Source organism: Shewanella mesophila (genome assembly GCF_019457515.1).
GTDB lineage: Bacteria > Pseudomonadota > Gammaproteobacteria > Enterobacterales > Shewanellaceae > Shewanella > Shewanella mesophila.
In genome coordinates, this window is sequence record NZ_CP080421.1 from 954,764 (window position 1) to 972,708 (window position 17,945).

General features: G+C 45.1%; 16 protein-coding genes. 5 read left to right on the forward strand and 11 right to left on the reverse strand.

What is annotated here, in order from left to right:
- Positions 1–58: 58 nt before the first annotated feature.
- The 5 genes from K0I73_RS04260 to K0I73_RS04285 form a co-directional block, all read right to left on the reverse strand.
- Positions 59–715 (reverse strand): nitroreductase family protein, encoded by a 657-nt coding sequence (locus tag K0I73_RS04260; protein WP_220063288.1) that lies wholly within the window; start codon positions 713–715, stop codon positions 59–61.
- Between the two features lie 542 nt (positions 716–1,257).
- Positions 1,258–1,566: a DUF1840 domain-containing protein gene (locus K0I73_RS04270; RefSeq protein WP_220063289.1), complete on the reverse strand. Its 309-nt coding sequence runs from the start codon at positions 1,564–1,566 to the stop codon at positions 1,258–1,260.
- 155 nt (positions 1,567–1,721) lie between these two features.
- Entirely contained in the window at positions 1,722–1,958 is a 237-nt protein-coding gene (locus tag K0I73_RS04275; protein WP_220063290.1) for an HP1242/YdcH family protein, read from the reverse strand.
- A 219-nt stretch (positions 1,959–2,177) separates the two neighbouring features.
- Positions 2,178–3,245: a PepSY-associated TM helix domain-containing protein gene (locus K0I73_RS04280; protein WP_220063291.1), complete on the reverse strand. Its 1,068-nt coding sequence runs from the start codon at positions 3,243–3,245 to the stop codon at positions 2,178–2,180.
- 221 nt (positions 3,246–3,466) lie between these two features.
- The gene (locus K0I73_RS04285) at positions 3,467–5,170 is read right to left on the reverse strand and encodes a GGDEF domain-containing protein (protein WP_220063292.1); all 1,704 of its coding nucleotides are present in this window, start codon (positions 5,168–5,170) and stop codon (positions 3,467–3,469) included.
- Positions 5,171–5,631: 461 nt separating this feature from the next.
- On the opposite strand from K0I73_RS04285, the gene K0I73_RS19090 reads away from it, so the two are divergent.
- The 4 genes from K0I73_RS19090 (at position 5,632) to K0I73_RS04300 (ending at position 9,693) form a co-directional block, all read left to right on the forward strand.
- Entirely contained in the window at positions 5,632–5,754 is a 123-nt protein-coding gene (locus tag K0I73_RS19090) for a hypothetical protein (RefSeq protein WP_258405291.1), read from the forward strand.
- A 510-nt stretch (positions 5,755–6,264) separates the two neighbouring features.
- Positions 6,265–6,945, forward strand: a complete 681-nt coding sequence (locus K0I73_RS04290) for an energy-coupling factor ABC transporter permease (RefSeq protein WP_220063293.1) — start codon at positions 6,265–6,267, stop codon at positions 6,943–6,945.
- A 279-nt stretch (positions 6,946–7,224) separates the two neighbouring features.
- Positions 7,225–8,871 (forward strand): endonuclease, encoded by a 1,647-nt coding sequence (locus tag K0I73_RS04295; protein WP_220063294.1) that lies wholly within the window; start codon positions 7,225–7,227, stop codon positions 8,869–8,871.
- A gap of 324 nt (positions 8,872–9,195) precedes the next feature.
- On the forward strand, positions 9,196–9,693 hold the full coding sequence (locus K0I73_RS04300; RefSeq protein ID WP_220063295.1) for a VF530 family protein: 498 nt from the start codon (positions 9,196–9,198) through the stop codon (positions 9,691–9,693).
- 59 nt (positions 9,694–9,752) lie between these two features.
- On the opposite strand, the gene K0I73_RS04305 is transcribed toward K0I73_RS04300, so the two are convergent.
- The gene (locus K0I73_RS04305) at positions 9,753–10,652 is read right to left on the reverse strand and encodes a dienelactone hydrolase family protein (protein WP_220063296.1); all 900 of its coding nucleotides are present in this window, start codon (positions 10,650–10,652) and stop codon (positions 9,753–9,755) included.
- A gap of 337 nt (positions 10,653–10,989) precedes the next feature.
- Between K0I73_RS04305 and K0I73_RS04310 the strand changes: the two genes are divergently transcribed.
- On the forward strand, positions 10,990–12,291 hold the full coding sequence (locus K0I73_RS04310; RefSeq protein WP_220063297.1) for a glycerophosphodiester phosphodiesterase family protein: 1,302 nt from the start codon (positions 10,990–10,992) through the stop codon (positions 12,289–12,291).
- A gap of 141 nt (positions 12,292–12,432) precedes the next feature.
- Here the strand turns inward: K0I73_RS04310 and proC are convergent, their stop codons facing one another.
- The 5 genes from proC to K0I73_RS04335 all read right to left on the reverse strand — a co-directional run bounded on the left by proC (position 12,433) and on the right by K0I73_RS04335 (position 17,483).
- A complete protein-coding gene (gene proC, locus K0I73_RS04315) occupies positions 12,433–13,245 on the reverse strand; it encodes a pyrroline-5-carboxylate reductase (RefSeq protein WP_220063298.1) in 813 nt (270 codons plus the stop codon).
- 200 nt (positions 13,246–13,445) lie between these two features.
- Entirely contained in the window at positions 13,446–14,693 is a 1,248-nt protein-coding gene (locus tag K0I73_RS04320; RefSeq protein ID WP_220063299.1) for a glutamate-5-semialdehyde dehydrogenase, read from the reverse strand.
- A gap of 2 nt (positions 14,694–14,695) precedes the next feature.
- Positions 14,696–15,796, reverse strand: a complete 1,101-nt coding sequence (gene proB, locus K0I73_RS04325; RefSeq protein WP_220063300.1) for a glutamate 5-kinase — start codon at positions 15,794–15,796, stop codon at positions 14,696–14,698.
- A gap of 10 nt (positions 15,797–15,806) precedes the next feature.
- The gene (gene putP / locus K0I73_RS04330; protein ID WP_220063301.1) at positions 15,807–17,303 is read right to left on the reverse strand and encodes a sodium/proline symporter PutP; all 1,497 of its coding nucleotides are present in this window, start codon (positions 17,301–17,303) and stop codon (positions 15,807–15,809) included.
- A gap of 3 nt (positions 17,304–17,306) precedes the next feature.
- On the reverse strand, positions 17,307–17,483 hold the full coding sequence (locus tag K0I73_RS04335) for a hypothetical protein (RefSeq protein ID WP_220063302.1): 177 nt from the start codon (positions 17,481–17,483) through the stop codon (positions 17,307–17,309).
- Between the last annotated feature and the right edge of the window lie 462 nt (positions 17,484–17,945).

Below are 17,945 nucleotides of genomic sequence, written 5' to 3' on the forward strand. Positions count from 1 at the left end.
GCGACGGCAATAAGCGCTTTTTTATTGATTAGATTATGTCTAATTACCCTATACCAGACTATATAATGGTGATCACAGATTCGGCGGCTAAACGCGATTTAGGCAGGCTAGCATTGTAGTCTTCGTCGGCGTGATGGTAGCCAATCGCTAGGCCGACTTCACAGATAAAACCATCCAGTTCTGCTTTAAATATTTCACCGATCAGTTCGCTATCTACTCCTTCCATTGTGGTGGAGTCGATGCCTAATCTTGCTAAGGTGTGTAAGGTATTACCTAAAGCTAAGTAGGTTTGCGATTTTGTCCAAGCCGCAGTATTGCCGTGTTCATCTGTGTTGAGTTCGGCGAAGGCAAACCCGGCAAATGCTTGCTCTCTATCTTCTGGTTTTGTACGGCCATCCTTAATGCCTTTATCCACGACCTTGGCGTAATCATCGCGGGTGTAGTTGGGATTGTGAGCAAACAAAATAATGTGCGATGCAGACTTTACATGAGGCTGATTAAACTGGAATTTGTTGGCAAAGGTATCATACATACGCTGTTTTGCCTCATCACTTTCAATGACGATGAACTTCCAAGGTTGCGAGTTAATGGATGAGGCAGACAGGCGCATCGCCTCATAAATGACATCGAGATCGGCTTGTGGAATGCGTTTTGATGCATCATATCTTTTGGTGGTGTAGCGGTTTGCTAAGTCTGCAATAATTGGGTGAGTCATAATTTTTCCATTTAATTAAGTAAGCTTGCCAATGACAATGCATTGGCAAATGATTATGCGATTAGCGTCATTTCATTAAGAGTGAATTGTTCAACACAACCTTCGGTTGCAGCGAGATAGTGGTATGGCTGCTGCCTAGATGTGCTTGTAAGTGTCCACTCTATGTCCAGTTTTCATAACATACAAAGTATGCTGGGTGTTGATTGTCTTGATGATGGTCACAGTTGATACAAACCTCTTCGACCTACGTTACCTCGATGAGCTTAAGCAACTCTGTTTTTAGGTATTCAACTTTGTCAGCTTTAGCGATGAGCTGTGCCACGATCGTTAGCTTGCCCATTTCCATTCCTTATGTTCTGTCTATTTTACGTTGTAAACCCAGTGGACCGTTCATGCTTGCCGCCGATGAAGCCGATAATAGGGCTAACCGAGATGATAAGAAATAGGCTTATGAATGAATTATTATCAATCTATTTTTGATAATAGGCTCGGCTTAAGGCCTCTTTTGAGGCGGATTCGGTATCCCTATGATGATGAGTGAGCTATTCCCACATCACATTCGACTGGTTTTTTTTAGCCGACTCTAGCAGTTCAATAAGGGGTAAGGCGCGATGACGTAAACTGACATACTGTTCATTGTCATCATCATTGTCATCACCTAAAGGCTCTGTAGGAGTTTGGGGCGCAAGAGAAATGGCCTGTGATAATTTTTGAAGCGCAGCAGGGACATCTTCGGCCCGAAATGATCCAGGTACTGAGCCGCTGTGTCCCATTATTTTTAACAGTGATTTGGCTACATCACCAAATAGGGTGATATTAGCGTATTGATCGCTTTTGAAAGTGACTAACATTGGACGCCTCATAAACAGTGATAAATTTTAGTGACAGTACTTTGACTACGCATTTTGACTAGAACAAGCCAGTGTCAGTCACGACTTTAATAAATAGGACAGGGGCTTAGGTTGTTTTAATCTGCCCCTGGGGAACGGCAATTATGGGGTTTACATTATTTGGTTAAACGCTGATATAGTGTGTCTTTCAATTCTGCTCTGTCGTGCTTAAGTTGGTTCATGGCTTCATCGTCTATCGGAGCACCGTTTAATTCGAGTTCTCGAATCTCTTTATCTAGTGCATTGTATTGCTTAGCTGAATCAGCAAAGGTGGGATCAGCTTTGGACAACGCAACTATGGCAGCTTGGTGCTCTGGAAACTCATTAATGAGAGAGTGATCTTCTCCTAGCATAGTAACTCCTTGTAATTAGGCAGTTAAAAAAACAGTATTGTTACCACCTAAGTAAAGCTAACCCCATGACGAATTACAAGGGGTTAATCAAGCTTTATGGATGAAAGTTGAAGTGGATCAATTGTTTTATTTGTTCATAAAGTAAACCACAGGTTTAAGTCGCTCTGGCGCGAGAAATAGCTGCGCTAGCGGCTATTTCTGCGGGGGAGAGAACCGTGACTATGATGCTTTTAATTTGCGTTTAACGGTACGGCGATAAAAGGTGACGGCGCTGAAACCAAGGATCAATGAAGCGATAGCGGCTACGAAAGTAATTAATGTGAGGTAACTCAAGGGCATGTTGAGCGCATCATGTAAGGGCCTGACAAAGGCGGCCACTCTGCCTGACAATGGGCGCTGACTGTGTTTTAGTGCCGACTCAATTTGTCCCTGTTCAAAGTTGATTGTCATACGATCGGCTTCTCTTAGCCAAACGTCGTCATGAGCGTCAAAGCGAATGCTATAAACAAGTGCTTCGGCTGGCGCGACTGGCTCTTTGTTTCTGCTCATAGGTTTACTCACCGCGACCAATTGTGAGTCTGGCCAATAGGTTTGCGCTGTGACAAGTTGGCTATGCCAATTATTTGCTTGACTCAATGGATATTGAACTTCGGTTTTGGGCTGTTTTAGCGCGCCAGTCCACAGACCTTTATAGGTAATTAAAAAGCCACTAATACACAGAGTAAACAATGGAATAGAGATAAATAGTCCCAGTTGAATATGGCTTTTTAACAAGCTACTCGAACGCGTATTTTTGGGGAAGGACTGCTTGAGTCGAAAGCCGTTACGCACTCGCCACCACAAATAGATGCCGACTAAGGTAATGATCCCCCCAAGTAGTGATGCCCATGCATTAAGGTATTTGCCGAAGTCTGCGAGTAAGAAGTTTCTATGCAGCCAAAACAGGGTGCTGTACATAGGGATATCTGACGATTGGCTTACCGATAGTTCATTAAGCTCATTATCAAAGGCAATTGACTTACCCCTAGTTGCCGCTTGGATGAAAGGAGCGTGTTCGGTTGGAAAGCGCACTGTGTTCATCTCTGGATAACGTGCAAACAAGGTTTCGACAGCACTGGCTTTCTGAGCGATAGACAGTGGTTGATACTCTTGGCCATGATCGTTTAGACGTTTGATGATTTCAACACTCCCTAAATAGACACCGGAAGTGAGTGCGATCAGCATGGCGATGCTAACAAAAAAGCCTACCCAGTTATGAAACCACTTTAACGCAGGGACTAGATTCATCTTGATGTTCTCAATATATCGAAGTTAATTACGACTGAAGATATGGAGTAAAAAATGAGTTGGTGCAGTTTGGATAAGAGGGTTTTTATCTGTGCTGCGAGTAAACATTCGTCAAACCAATGGTCGCGAATGATAATTAATATCAATTAGGGGTTCAATTAAAGAAATGTAAAGATTGGTGCATTAGTGCGCGTTAGGCACAAAAGCGAGATTTGTATCCACTAAGTTAGTCGACGGCGAGAGTCTTCAACGTCGTCAACGGCGAGAGATTGAGCGAGTTGTTTAGATCGTTTGTGTTGGTACATGCGTTGATCTGCCATCGCCAGACACTCTGATTGGTTTGTACTTTCCAATGAGTGTGCGATGCCGTAGCTAATGCCAGCCGTTTTCCATTTGCTCTTGATGTCGCTGTGACATAGCGCCAGCATCTTCTCGGTTTGAGTGAGCCGATCTTTGATGGCATCTGACGAATTGACACTCAGCAGCCAGACAAACTCATCACCGCCAGTACGAAATACTTCTCCCTTATTACCTAAGGTTGAACTCATTAGTTTGGCACCGTATCTCAGTAGTTTATCACCCTGATCATGTCCGAGTTTATCGTTAATCATCTTTATGCCGTCATAGTCGATGAAGGTGATGATGTAATTTGTAGCCAGTTGGTTGAGCGATTCATGTAAAGCAAACCGGTTACCAATATGGGTTAAGGGATCGATTCTGGCTTGTTTGTATGCTCGGCTGTAGTCCTGCTTTTTTTGTTGTAGCCAAGCGGCTAAGGATAACAGTATGCAGAAACCATCTGCCGCTAAGGCTGAGACCACAACCAACTCTGGGTGTAGTAGACCCGAAGTAAGGTTACTGTGTGATATCACGTAGTAGAGTAATGAAAACCCATATAATAGATTGCCGAGTAAGTAATACTTTGCTCTAAAATCTTTATATACCAACATTTTTAAGCCGATAGCAATGGCTAATGGCACCCAGAGCATCGCTATTATATGCGAGATAATAAATGAAGTTGAAAAGCTTAACAGCGGCATCGCTAGGCCAAATAGCAGACAAATGAGCGACACGCTATTGAACAGCTTAGCCAAACGCTTGTGTAGATAATCTAAGTTAAATAATAACTTGGTAAATTGGCTTGCCGAAGCGATGGCAAAGGGAAACATCACCATCCCCAGATAGGTGGTGTTTAGCGTTTGAATGTCAAAAATGTCATCGACTAACCCCGAGGCGGCCGCCCATCCTAAGCCATGTAGGCCAATGTACCCCGCACAGGCTAAGGTGACGGTTAAACGTGTTTTAGCGTATAAGGTTAACGCGATTAACGCGAGGGTGAGCATCACGGCAATAGCGAACAGCGTGGTCAAATTGGTAACGAATTGCTCATGAAAGAAGCTGGCACTGTTATACAGATCCACCGTTAAGGGAAGGGCGTAATGCTTGGCATCAACATATAACCACAGCTGGCCACTTTCTTGTTGATTTAGCGGTAATTCAAAGACCTGTGTATGCATTAGCCATGGTGTATTGTTGTCGCTAAGCTGAGAAAAACCGATCGCCCTTGGTATTGTGTTCTGCTCTGATTCCCAGAAGGCCATGCCTGTATCAATAAAATTGGCATTGATTTTTATAAACCAGTTGTTGGGCTGAGCGTCTTGATTTGCTAAGGGGATGCGCGCGATATACGCACCCGAATGATTCACCAATGATGACGAGATCGGTGTCGATGTTTGATACAAATGCTTAAGAGCTGTGATCGATTCAGGCTGGGGAGCATCTCGCTCTACCGTTCGCCAAATTTCTGTCTCTGGCAGTTGAGTCGCCATTGCACTGTAAAGAGGGTATCGTTGCTGAGCTGCGCTCGAAAACACGATTCCTAAGGCCATAAATAGCGCAACTAGTATAAGTAAAATACGCTTCACTGTGATTTCATCTAATTGTTTAATCTTATATTTGTTAAGCCTAACATAGTTGACTGTATCCTTGGATTAATTAGACATCAAAATGATTAATACCGAGATTAGCCCCGCTAAAACAGTGAGGATCTACCTGCTATTAAGCTAGCCGGATAAGCATCAATAGAGTGTGTGACCGATAGATTTGTATAGTCTATCGCGTTCTAGGCTTAGCGTTAATTATTCTAATGATTATATAGGCTTATTTTAAATAATAAGTGTTAAAATAGATGGGCCTAAGCAATCTGATAGGAAACCAAACTCATACCAATTTTATCTGTTAAATTAAAAGTTTGTGGTAAACACGTGTATTGCCTATTGAGTAAGTAAAAACTAGTTTACTTCAGGACATCAAACGCTCGTTAAAATGACTAAGCTTTTATCGGTTAGCCTTGGCTAAGATGCCCCAGTAAACACTGGAGCAAAAAATGAGTAAAGAACACAGAAACGGTAAAGAAAGCAAGAAACAACCTTTAAAATCGGCCAAAGAAAAGCGCAATGAGAAGCACGCTAAAAAGGCTGGCAAAGGATTGTTAGACAAAATTAAATAAAATGTCTCTCTGAAGTAGCGTTAAGCGGTTGTAAGTCTGTCTAGTAGACTATGGTTCTCCATCTTGTTTATACCTGCGGCAGACTTTTTGTAAAGCACACCAATATCGCTAATGCTTACTTTTATACTTACTGGCACTGTAATTGAGTCAAAGCTATTTTGATTGGTTGAGCGGTGCCAGTCTTATCATTTCTTCGATTTACCCCACCTATTCCAAGACTTGCCATAATGCTGGCGTCCCAGTAATGAAAATAGTCGTCGAATAATATTAACGTCATTGACTCAATACTCTTCTTGTTGCCTATTGAGATATTTGCGTTGATTGATATCACGGCTATTTGGTTAACCCCGAGTTCAGATTAGCTATCTTGGGTCTTCCAAAACATGCTAGTCGCATGATGCAAGTTATTGCTAACTTTAAACTATGTGGTACGTTTTACGTTTAAATGAATACCTTTGACACTAGTAGGCCCCCACTCGGGTTGGTTAATGTGAATATTGGAACCAAATCATGAGCGACTTTTTACTGCAACGCTTGAGTGAAATAGATTGGAGTATAACGGGGGGGCAATTACTGGTTATGGCTCTGCTTTTGGTATGGCTATGGGCTATTTGGCCCAGTGAAGAGATGAAAGTTTTGCTTCACGATAAAGTGCTGCAGTCGCGTTTACTCTTGACGGCATTTGCGGTCAATGGTTTGTGGTTGATCAATGCCAGTATTACTTCAGGTATCCATTTACACTTTTTAGGCTTAGTTACTTTAATGCTGATGTTTGGTTGGCGTCTAGCCACATTTATCTCGCTATTGCCTGTGCTTTTCTTCGCTACTTTCGTTCTCAAGCAACCGTTTGATTTTGCGGTTTATGGGCTCGTCGCAGTGTCGCTCCCGCTATTTCTTTGTTATGTGGTTTATAGTCAAGTATTCAAATACCTGCCGCATCATCTGTTCGTTTACATCTTCTGTGGTGCATTTATGAATGGCTTTTTGTCGATTATTTTTCACATGCTGCCTTGGTCTTTCTGGCTTTGGATGAGTGGCGATTATGACTGGAGTTACTTAACGGATAATTACCTACTGCTGATCCCGCTGTTGGCATTCCCTGAGGCACTACTTAACGGCATGGCGGTGACACTCATGGTGGTTTATCGGCCTACTTGGCTCTATGACTATTCTGACCGAACCTATTTTTGATCGGGCGTGCCGCAGCCCTGTAACACGGCGATTAAATCCTCCTTTGATTGGTTAAACTGACCATCTACTCCCATCAGCAAACAAATACAACACTTGCCATCGTTTTATATAAAATTTAAGCAATGGTTATCAAAATGATAAGTTAAATGTATCAAGATGTAACATATTTTGGTTAATATGCCTCCCATGCACTTCTCTCAACCCATCGATATGGATGAGAAGTGCGGGGTCAGTTCATTTATGTACTGAATGAAAATATAAAAAATAAGAGCGAAACCATTGATGGATATATTTAAATTAACAACCGCAGCACTGCTGACTGGCTTGGCATTTAATGCCAATGCAAATTTGCTTATCAGCGAGGTGCTGTATGACGCGCCTAATAATGACAGTGTTGAAGAGTTTATAGAGCTGTTTAATGGGGGCTGTACTAGCATAGATTTAAGTCAATATCAGCTAAGTGACAACGGCAGTAGTTTTGCCTTGCAAGGTAGCTTAGCGCCTGGGGACTATTTTACCGTTGCCGCAAACGAGGCGGGTTTTACTAGCTTGTTTGGTTCAGCGCCAAACCTGTCGCCAATGTCATTAACCTTAGGTAATTCTGGGGATTATGTTCGTCTAAATAAAGGCGCGGAAGAGGTCGATGTCGTTGCTTGGGAAGGCGGTCTATCAGGCTGGTCTCTCAATGTGCGTGATGTGTCACTACAACGGACCAGCGTTATCAATACTAAGTCAGCAATTGATTGGAGTGCCAGTGACAGTGCGGGCACTCCAGGCTCGGGTGATCTCAGTATTAATTGCGATGGAAGTGGCAGCGGTACTGGTGTCAGCGATAATCAACTGGGTAATGGTCAGCCTAAGATTAACTTAAGCGCCAATCAAGGCCAGACGCTTAAGTATTATGTCGATCTTCCCCAAGGGGCTAGCAATGTGAACCTTGTCATGAGCGGTGGCACTGGGGATGCCGATCTCTATGTACGTCAAGGTAGTGAGCCGACAACCAGCGAGTATGACTGTGCTCCCTATCTATCTGGCAATAATGAGGAGTGTGCCATTACTCAGCCTATCGTTGGGCGTTACTATGCCAATATCCAAGCTTATGAGTCGTTTACTGGCGTTTCTTTGGTGGTTAACTATACGGTTGTAACCAGTGGTGGCGGAGATGGTGGTTCTGGTTCTGGCGATGGCTCCAGTGGTGACAACGGTGATTACGTTTTTGCGACCTATTATGCTAATGCTATCGGTAAATCTGGCTCGGCGCTAAAGGCCAGCCTCAATCAGACCATTAAAGGACATACGCGTTTTAGCTATAGCCAAGTATGGGATGGACTGAGTTATGCCGATGAAGATCCAAACAATAGTAATAATGTCATCTTGCTATACACGGGACGCTCAGAGCCAAAGGTGAACCGCGCTGGCTTAAGCAGTTCACTCGATGCTTGGAATCGTGAACATGTGTGGGCTAAGAGTCATGGTTTTCCGAGTAGCGGTCAATATGCATATACCGATCTGCATCATCTGCGGCCTGCCGATGTTACAGTCAACAGTAGCCGTGGCAATAAAGACTTTGCTTTAGGGGGCAGTGAATTATCTGAAGCGCCGGGCAATAATACTGATTCCGACAGTTTCGAACCCAGAGATGAGGTGAAAGGCGATGTCGCACGTATGGTGTTCTATATGGATGTACGCTATGAAGGTAACGACAGCAGTGGTACGCCAGATCTGAGTGTTGTCAGTGGTGTCACTGGAAATGGTGAACCGTTACTCGGCGATTTGTGTACCTTGCTTAGTTGGCATCTACAAGATCCTGTGAGTGACTGGGAGCGTCGTCGTAATAATCGTGTGTTTGAGTGGCAGAAAAATCGTAATCCCTTCATCGACAACAGCAGTTGGGCCGTTGACCTCTATGGTGCGTCCTGCCAATAGTTATCAACAATCTGCCTAGCCGATGTTAAAGCGAGCGCAGCCCTGAGGCTGCGCTTTTTTGTGTTATCTGCTAGGAAATTGGCGAACGTGACCAATTGGGCTGGGTGTAATAGGGGTTTTATTGTTATTATTAAGCCATCGTACGTGCCTAGCGGCAGCGTGTTTTAATGGCCCATCAACGTAGCGGGCGATATCGACAAGTGATTTGCTTGGCATGAAGTAAGTGTTATTGCATGGTCATGCCGCGATAATGGCTGCGCAGAATGTGTTTAACGCGACCAATTTTATACAGTAAACACCGCCTTTGCGGTAGTTGGAACTCCCATGATTGAACTGCAACAAAATAACCCATTACATGGCCTAGGATTAGAGGCTATGGTGACTGAACTAGTGGATTTTTACGATTGGAAAATTCTCTACGCCGCGCTGCGTCTAGAGTGTTTTAATACCAATCCGACCATGGAAGCCTGCCTTAAGTTTCTGAAAAAAACCGAGTGGGCCAGAGAGCGGGTGGAGAGTTTTTATCTGTATCGCTTTAAACGTATGCCTAAAGGAAGTGCGGCGCAGTTTGAGTTAAAACCTCGCGAGCGTGGTTTTGCTGATGGCATAGTGCCACGCAAGCCTCAAGAATTGACCGTTGAGCTCATTGCAGAAATGCGTGCTAAAGCGACCGCAGATTATGAGGCGATGAAGAAAAACAATACTCGTCCTAATTACGGTAAGGATAAGCCGCGAGCACAAGATAGCTATGCGCAAAACAAGCGCTCTGGCAGCAAGCGTCCCGCACCGTCACAAGACCCTAGCAATCCTTGGGGTAAATAGTAATTTAAGTAACAACAGAAAGGCGAATGCGTTAACACATTCGCCTTTCTCGCCCGATTTTAAGATGGGACAGAGGAGAGATGTTGGCGAAAGAAGGCTAGGCTTCTCTCCCAGGCGAGCACTGCACTGGCCTCATCAAACCTCTGGGTTGAGTCATTGTGGAAGCCATGATTGGCATTTTTGTACATATACATCTGGTAGTCGACGCCATATTTTTTTAGATCATCCTCATATTCAGGCCACGTTTTATTTACCCTTTCATCGAGTTCTGCTAATTGGATTTGCAGCGGAGCCTTAATGTTTTTCCTCAGCTCAGCGACGGCGGGTGTACCGTAAAAGGACACGCCTGCACTTAAGAGACTCGAATCGACCGCCGCGAGGTAGTTAACGATATATCCGCCAAAACAGAAGCCTACCGCTCCCAGTTTACCGTTACCGAGAGGATGGCTCTTTAAGAATATTGCCGCGGCAATAAAATCATTCTGTATCTTGTCGCGATCCATTGAGCGCTGCATTGCTCGGCCTTCATCATCATTGCCTGGGTAGCCTCCGAGCGTAAACAGAGCATCGGGTGCGAAGGCAATGAAGCCCGCCTTAGCAAGGCGTCTAGCGACATCTTTAATGTAGGGGTTTAGCCCTCTATTTTCATGCACGACTAAGACAAGGGGCAATTTGCCTGTAGCATTAGTTGGGGTCACTAAGTAGCCACGACCTTTGCCGTGGCCTTGTGGCGAATCGAACGCTTCATAGGTGGCTTTAATATCGGGATCGTTAAATGAGATCTGTTCGGCCAGTGCATAGTTAGGCATCAATGCAGAGGTCAATACCGTCATGGAGTAGCCTACGGCAACCAGTGTGCCGAGCTTTTTCATAAAGGTACGTCGATCCATGGCACCATGGGCATATTCATCGTACCAATCGAACGCTTCTTGCGGAATATGATGTTGTTGCTGGTTCATATGACTTCCTTTTTAGTTATTTGTAGGCCGACTTCTTGTCGCTAAAGATTACGCTAACAAGCTGATGTGCGATCAGTTTTGTGAATTAATAAGGTAGCCGTGGTTAGCGTCGTTTTCAATGATGAGGCGTTTTGCAAGATTTTAGATGTTGCTGATTTATCAGTAACTATCAATAACTAATATAGACAAGCTCTTGGGTACGAACATTTGGGATTAAGTTGATGAGCCAATGATTGATGTTCATTCGTAGACGCAAACGTCACATTAATGTTGTTTTGCTGTAACAAGTACCTTTTAGCATCCTGCCACTGACTATAGATAAGTGAAGGGAACGTAAATGAAAATTCAATCGGTCACATTGGTGGGAATGCTCGGCATGCTATTAGGTTCATGGTTGATCACTGGATGTGATAGTCGTGATGATAACGAGAACGAGGGCCAGGCAAAAACAGGATTGAGTCATGTGATGGCTGTCGATAAGCAGGTGGTGGCTCAAGTCGGCGTACGCCCCCTGTTTCTTGTAGATCAGATGCAAGATAGTGAATTAAAAAGTCAATTGCAGCAGTGCCGCAAAGGGCCTTTTTATCGCAGTGACTTCTCTATCGGTCATCGGGGGGCATCGATGCAGTTTCCCGAGCACACCAAAGAATCCTATCAGGCAGCCATCGACTCAGGGGCTGGAGTGGTTGAGTGTGATGTGACTTTTACTGCCGATAAGCAGCTCGTTTGTCGCCACTCACAGTGCGATCTCGCTACAACCACTAACATTCTGGCTATCGAAGATCTTGCCAATAAGTGTTCTAGTCCATTTCTGCCAGCCGATCCGGCTAACGGCATTCAGGCCAATGCGACCTGCTGCACCAGTGATATTACGCTGGCTGACTTTAAGCGTTTAAAAGGCAAGATGGATGCAAGCAACCCTCAGGCGACGACGGTTGAGGCCTTTATGATGGGCACTCCAAGCTGGCGCACCGATCTCTATGCGGGCGAAGGGACTTTGATGACCCACGCTCAGAGTATTGAGATGTTTAAAGCGGCGGGCGTGAAGATGACCCCCGAGCTGAAATCTGCCGATGTGCCCATGCCATTCGATGGCATGACGCAGCAGGATTATGCGCAGAAAATGCTAGATGAATATACCGAGGCTGGGGTCGCTGCCTCACAAGTTTATCCGCAGTCTTTTAATCTCGAAGATGTGAAGTATTGGCTGGCGAATGCGCCAGAGTTTGGACAACAAGCCGTATACTTAGATGATCGATATGATCTAGCCGATTTTGATCTGCAAAATAGTGCAACCTGGTCACCTGGGATGGAGCAATTGGCTAATGATGGTGTGAAAATCATCGCCCCACCGCTATGGGTGCTGGTGGCATTAGATGTTGAGGGCAACATAGTGCCATCTGAATATGCTAAGGCCGCTAATGCGGCGGGGCTAAAAATTATCACCTGGACATTAGAGCGCTCTGGTTTATTAACTCAAGGCGGTGGCTGGTACTATCAAAGCATTACCGCTGCCATCCATGATGAGGGTAAGGCTTTTGAATTGCTTGATGTGTTAGCCAAAGATGTTGGGGTTATAGGTGTATTTTCAGATTGGCCTGCAACGGTCACTTACTATGCCAATTGCATGTCGAATTAGCGGCATGGAAAATTAGCCTAAGCTGACAGGGTTTAGTGAGATAACCCTAATTTATTGGCTATGACTATCAACGAAACAACGCAAATAAAAAAGCGCAGCCTCTATGGCTGCGCTTTTGTCGATTTGGCTAGATTGCCTTTATTAACCTAAAGACAGCTCTCTTGCGCGCTCCGCGGCCGAGTTCATTGCATTGGCGACTAACTCATCGAGCTCACCATGCTGAAACGCTAATATCGCTTGCTCGGTGGTGCCTTTTGGCGAGGTCACTTGACGGCGAAGCGAGGCAAAATCCAGCTGACTACTCGCCGCCATCGAAATGGCTCCCATCGCACTTTGCAGTACCGCTTTGGTTGCGGTCTGTTTTGGCAGACCTTGGTTTATTGCCGCCTTCTCCATCGCTTCTAAAAACAGGAAGAAGTAAGCGGGTGAACTCCCCGCAGTGGCAACAATGGTCGACATCTGTTTCTCATCTTTAAGCCAGACGGTATCACCTACGGCATTCATTAGCGCGTCGGCAATTTTGATATCTAGCTCATCGGTTTGCTGCGGCGTGTACATGCCGGTTAAGCCTTTACCTATTGCCGTTGGCAGATTAGGCATAGAGCAGACGACCCGATTAGAGTTGCCGAGTTTTTTGCTGATTGTGGCATGTTTTACCCCAGCGGCAATCGAGATAACCAATTTGTCTTCGCTCAGTGCCGACATTACAGGTGCAATGTCTTCACATACTAAGGGCACGACAAACGGCTTTACCGCAAGAATGATCACATCGGCGAAGGCGACCGCAGCGCTATTATCTTGATGTACTCGTACATTAAATTGATCGACAATGCCGCTGCGAGTCGCTTGGGTTGGTGCGCATACCAAGATATTTTGACCGTTATGACCATGCTTGAGCAAGCCAGAAATAATCGCCTTAGCCATGTTTCCGCCACCGATAAAGGCGATACGCATCTGTGGATCTAATTGTAAGTCGTAGTGAGAGATAATAAGGCTCCTATAGTGATATAATGGTTGCGTTAGTTGTTGTTTATATTGTTTTTTATGTAATCATCTGAGTTAATGGCAAAACGACGCCTTATATGATGAATCGCCATGTAAGGTGTCGTTATATAAAGTGTCGTTATCAACGGCATGCTATTTGGGACAGTGCATTAAGCGCGAACTTGTCCGTCACCACTGACTAAATACTTTTCTGTGGTGAGCGACTCAAGCCCCATTGGGCCATATGCATGTAGCTTAGTGGTTGCAATACCGATCTCGGCGCCTAAGCCGAGCTCACCGCCGTCAGAGAAGCGTGAAGAGGCATTAACCATTACCACTGATGCATCGACCGTACGCTGGAAACGCGCCGCAGTAAGCTCATTGGTGGTGCAAATCACTTCGGTATGATGACTACCAAAGCGCCTGATATGATCGATTGCCTGATTAAAATCTTCAACCTGACGAACAGCTATCTCAAGGTCTAAATACTCGTGACCAAAATCACCATCATCTATTAGATTGCAATTGTTAAAGTAGCTGGCCGCGTGCTGGCAGGCATTGATCTTGACCTCATGCTCAGCGAGGGCGCTCGCCACTTTTGGCAAAAACTGGGCAGCAACATCTTGATGAACGATAAGTCCCTCTAGCGCGTTACAGACACCTGTGCGCTGGGTTTTACCGTTGAGTAGCAAGGCTAATGCGGTATCTAGGTCGGCATCTTTGTCGACGTAAAGATGGCAAACTCCCTTAAAATGCTGAATAACAGGGATCTTACTGTGATCTGTCACGAAGTTGATCAGGCCTTCACCGCCTCGTGGAATAATCACATCGATATAATCACGCTGCTGCATCAACTCCATCATTAAGGCGCGATCGGGATCGGGCACAACGGTGATCAATGCTGGCGGCAAGCCGTAATGCTTGAGTACCGTCTGTAAAATGTCGGCAATTACTTTACTGGTTTGAAGTGCTTCTTTACCACCTCGCAGCACGACCGCATTACCTGATTTAAAGCATAATGCGCCAGCATCGGCGGTGACATTAGGACGCGCTTCATAAATCATACAGACGACACCAAGAGGCACTCGCATCTTACTGATGTTAAGACCATTTGGGCGCTGACCAATATCACGAAGTTCACCAATCGGATCGGGCAGGGCTGCGATAGCTTCAATGCCCTGCGCCATGGCTTCTATTCGATCAGGCGTCATTTTCAAGCGATCTAGCATAGCGTCGCTAAGCTGATTTGACTCCGCGTGAGCCATATCGATCACATTGGCGCTTAAGATCTCATAGCTGTGTGCTCGCAGGGCGCGCGCCATGTCGAGTAATACCGTGTTCTTTAGCTGTTCGTCTAAAATGGCAAGGGTTTGTGCTGCTTCTGCAGCTTCTTTCGATAAACTCTTTATTAAGCTCATATTTACTCCAATATGGCGATATTTTTGTCGGAGATGATCGGGCCAGTCTTTTGCTGAACATCGTTAGCAAAATCGCGATCGTCTTGCTCCGCAATAAAATTAAGTAGGCAGCTGCTGTAATTGGATTTGGCTTTTGCTAATTTAGTGCCATCGCCTTTGCGCACTAATACCGTATCACCGACGGAAAAGTTACCTTTTACGGCCACTACATCGTCGCTGGTCAGCTGCGTATTTTTTTGTTCTAAGTCTGCGTCGAAGTCATTTTCGACGATTAACTCACCTTGTGCCTGTGAGGTGTGGGTCATCCAATGCAGGTGTTCTTGCATAGGATGTTCAAACGGGGTGAACAGGGTGCCTGGATTCTGCCCCTTCAATAGCTGGTTGAAGGTATTGGAATCGAAACCGTCTACAATCACGGTTTCAATGCCGTGAGATATCGCCTTTTCAGCAGCCTGAATTTTTGTTCGCATTCCACCAGTGCCCACATCACTGGTGGCACCGCCCGCCATGGCATAGATGTCCGCGTTGATGTCTGTTACTTGCTTTATCAGCTTGGCATCGTCATGAAGATTAGGGTTTTTAGTGTAAAGTCCCTTAACGTCCGAGCAGATAATGAGCGAATCGGCATCAGCTGCCGCTGCGACCATTGCCGAAAGGTTGTCGTTATCACCGACTTTGAGTTTGTCAGTCGTCACCGCATCGTTTTCGTTAATGATCGGCAGTAAGCCATGGTCTAATAGGCTAAATAGCGTATCTTTAATACTGATATAGCGCTCACGATCTCTAAGATCGCCATGAGTGACCAGCAGCTGGGCGGAAGGAAAGTCAAATAACTTATCCCATGTGGCCATCATGTCGGCTTGCCCTGCGGCTGCCATTGCTTTTTTAGTCGATACATCTGGGTTGGTGACGCCTGGGAATCGGTGCCAACCTGCGGCAACCGATCCCGACGATACTAATACCACCTGACATCCTTGAGCGCGGCAGTTTGCAATAAACTGCGCTATACCTAGCAGGAAGTGACTGCTACAACCCTTCTTATGGGGAGCAATCAAGGCACTACCCACTTTGACGACTATGCGTTTCCAGTGTAAATCTGCCATCGTGCTTCCCCTATTTTTGCTCTGCTAGTACTCGGCCCGCTTTGTTGAATGTCTTAACTGTGTCTTTACAAGGGTCGGTATCTAATGCACTTACCACCCAGAGCACTAAGCTACTCACTAAGAAGCCAGGGATCATCTCGTATATCACAGTGGTTAAGGCTTTACCGTCTGCAAGTACTGGGGCGTAAATCCAAAACAGTACCATTGCTGCACCCGACACAATGCCTGCGATTGCTGCTTTGTGGGTCAGGTTTTTCTTGTACAGACTAAATAGCACGAGCGGACCAAATGCTGCACCAAAGCCTGCCCAAGCGTTACTGACTAACGACAAGATGCTGTTTGAACGATCTAACGCCAGTAAACTTGCCACAAATGCCACACCAGCAACGCCATAGCGTCCCATCTTAACCATCTCTTTTTCGGTCGCTTCTTTCTTCGATATCACACGATAGATATCTTCAGTTAGTGAGCTAGACGACACGAGTAGCTGTGATGAAATCGTACTCATAATCGCGGCCAAGATAGCGGCTAATAGGAACCCGCTGATCATGGGGTGGAACAGCAACTCTGAAAATACGATAAAGATGGTTTCAGGATCGCTCAGTTTCATATCAAATTTATTGGCATAGGCAATACCCACTAAACCTGTGGCTAACGCTCCAATAATGGTTACTGTCATCCAGCTCATACCGATATTTTTAGCAGTTTTAATATCGCCTACACTGCGAATTGCCATAAAGCGAACGATGATATGTGGCTGACCAAAATAACCTAAGCCCCAGGATAAACTGGAGATGAGTCCGAGTAGGGTGACATTTTGCATCGCCTCACCAAAGTGAGGGATAGACTGATAAGCAAAATCCATCATCTTATCGGCGCTGGTAAACTCTTGGTATGCCACTACTGGAACCAAAATCAGGGCCACAAACATGATACAACCTTGGACAAAGTCGGTAAGACTTACGGCCAAGAAACCACCTAGTAGGGTGTAAGAAACTACAACCCCTAAGGTGACGATTAACCCGAGCTCATAATGTACTTCGAACGCCGATTCAAATAGCTTACCGCCAGCGACCAATCCTGCTGAGGTGTAAAGCGTAAAGAAGATCACTATGATCACCGCAGCAATAATACGAACATTACCGCTTGGATCATGGAATCGTTTCGCAAAAAACTCAGGAATGGTCAGTGCGTTATCAGCCACCTCGGTATAGACACGCAGTTTAGGCGCGACAATCAGATAGTTAATTAATGCACCGAGCAGCAAGCCGACTGCAATATAAATAGTCTCAAACCCCACCAAGAACATGGCGCCGGGCAGTCCCATTAACATCCACCCGCTCATGTCTGAGGCACCCGCGGAAAGTGCGGTGACTTGTGGACTAACCTGACGGCCACCCAAAATATAACCTGAAACATCGCTGGTCGATTGTCTATAAGCAAATAAACCAATGGCTAACATGGCAAGAAAATAGATGGCCAATGATACATAACTTAGGTAGTTCATTGCTTATTGACCTCCTAACGCTTTGTTATTTTGAATCCCATCGGGTTTCAACATGACAAAGAGATAGGTGCTTAAAATTGCGATTAAGCAGAATAGCTGCATCCCTTCTTTACATTTTAAAGCCATAGTTGACCATAACTGGTGGATGAGATTTTCTTCCGTTGCATTGTCTGACGACATGGTGCCCTCCTGAGCGTTATTTTGTTTAAGTTTACTACCAATCACTGTGAAATAGTTACAGAACTAATAGTTAGTGTTGTAACTATATTAACACTGTTTTAGTTCGAACTTCCACCTGTAAGCCGATGTGGTTAGGTTTTTAGAGGCGTTTTAATGTCTTGGGAGTTGTTTGTGGCGTAAGTTCTCCCCCCCAGAATTTTTGCGTTAAGTCGGCCGATAACTTGAATGTTAAAGTCGCTGGATTCAGCTTAGTGACTAGGATTGAAGCGATATTGGATATGGATAGTTAGGACTGTTTCGCTGAATGAGATAATAGTGGTGAGGTGTCTGCATTTTACCTAGGTAAAAAATTAAGAGCGGGCAATAATTGTCATTTTCTATCTGTGAAGAGGATAGGTTGGCGATTATTAAATTTTACTAGTATAAGAAGGTGTAATCTAGATTACTTGTTATACCTATAAA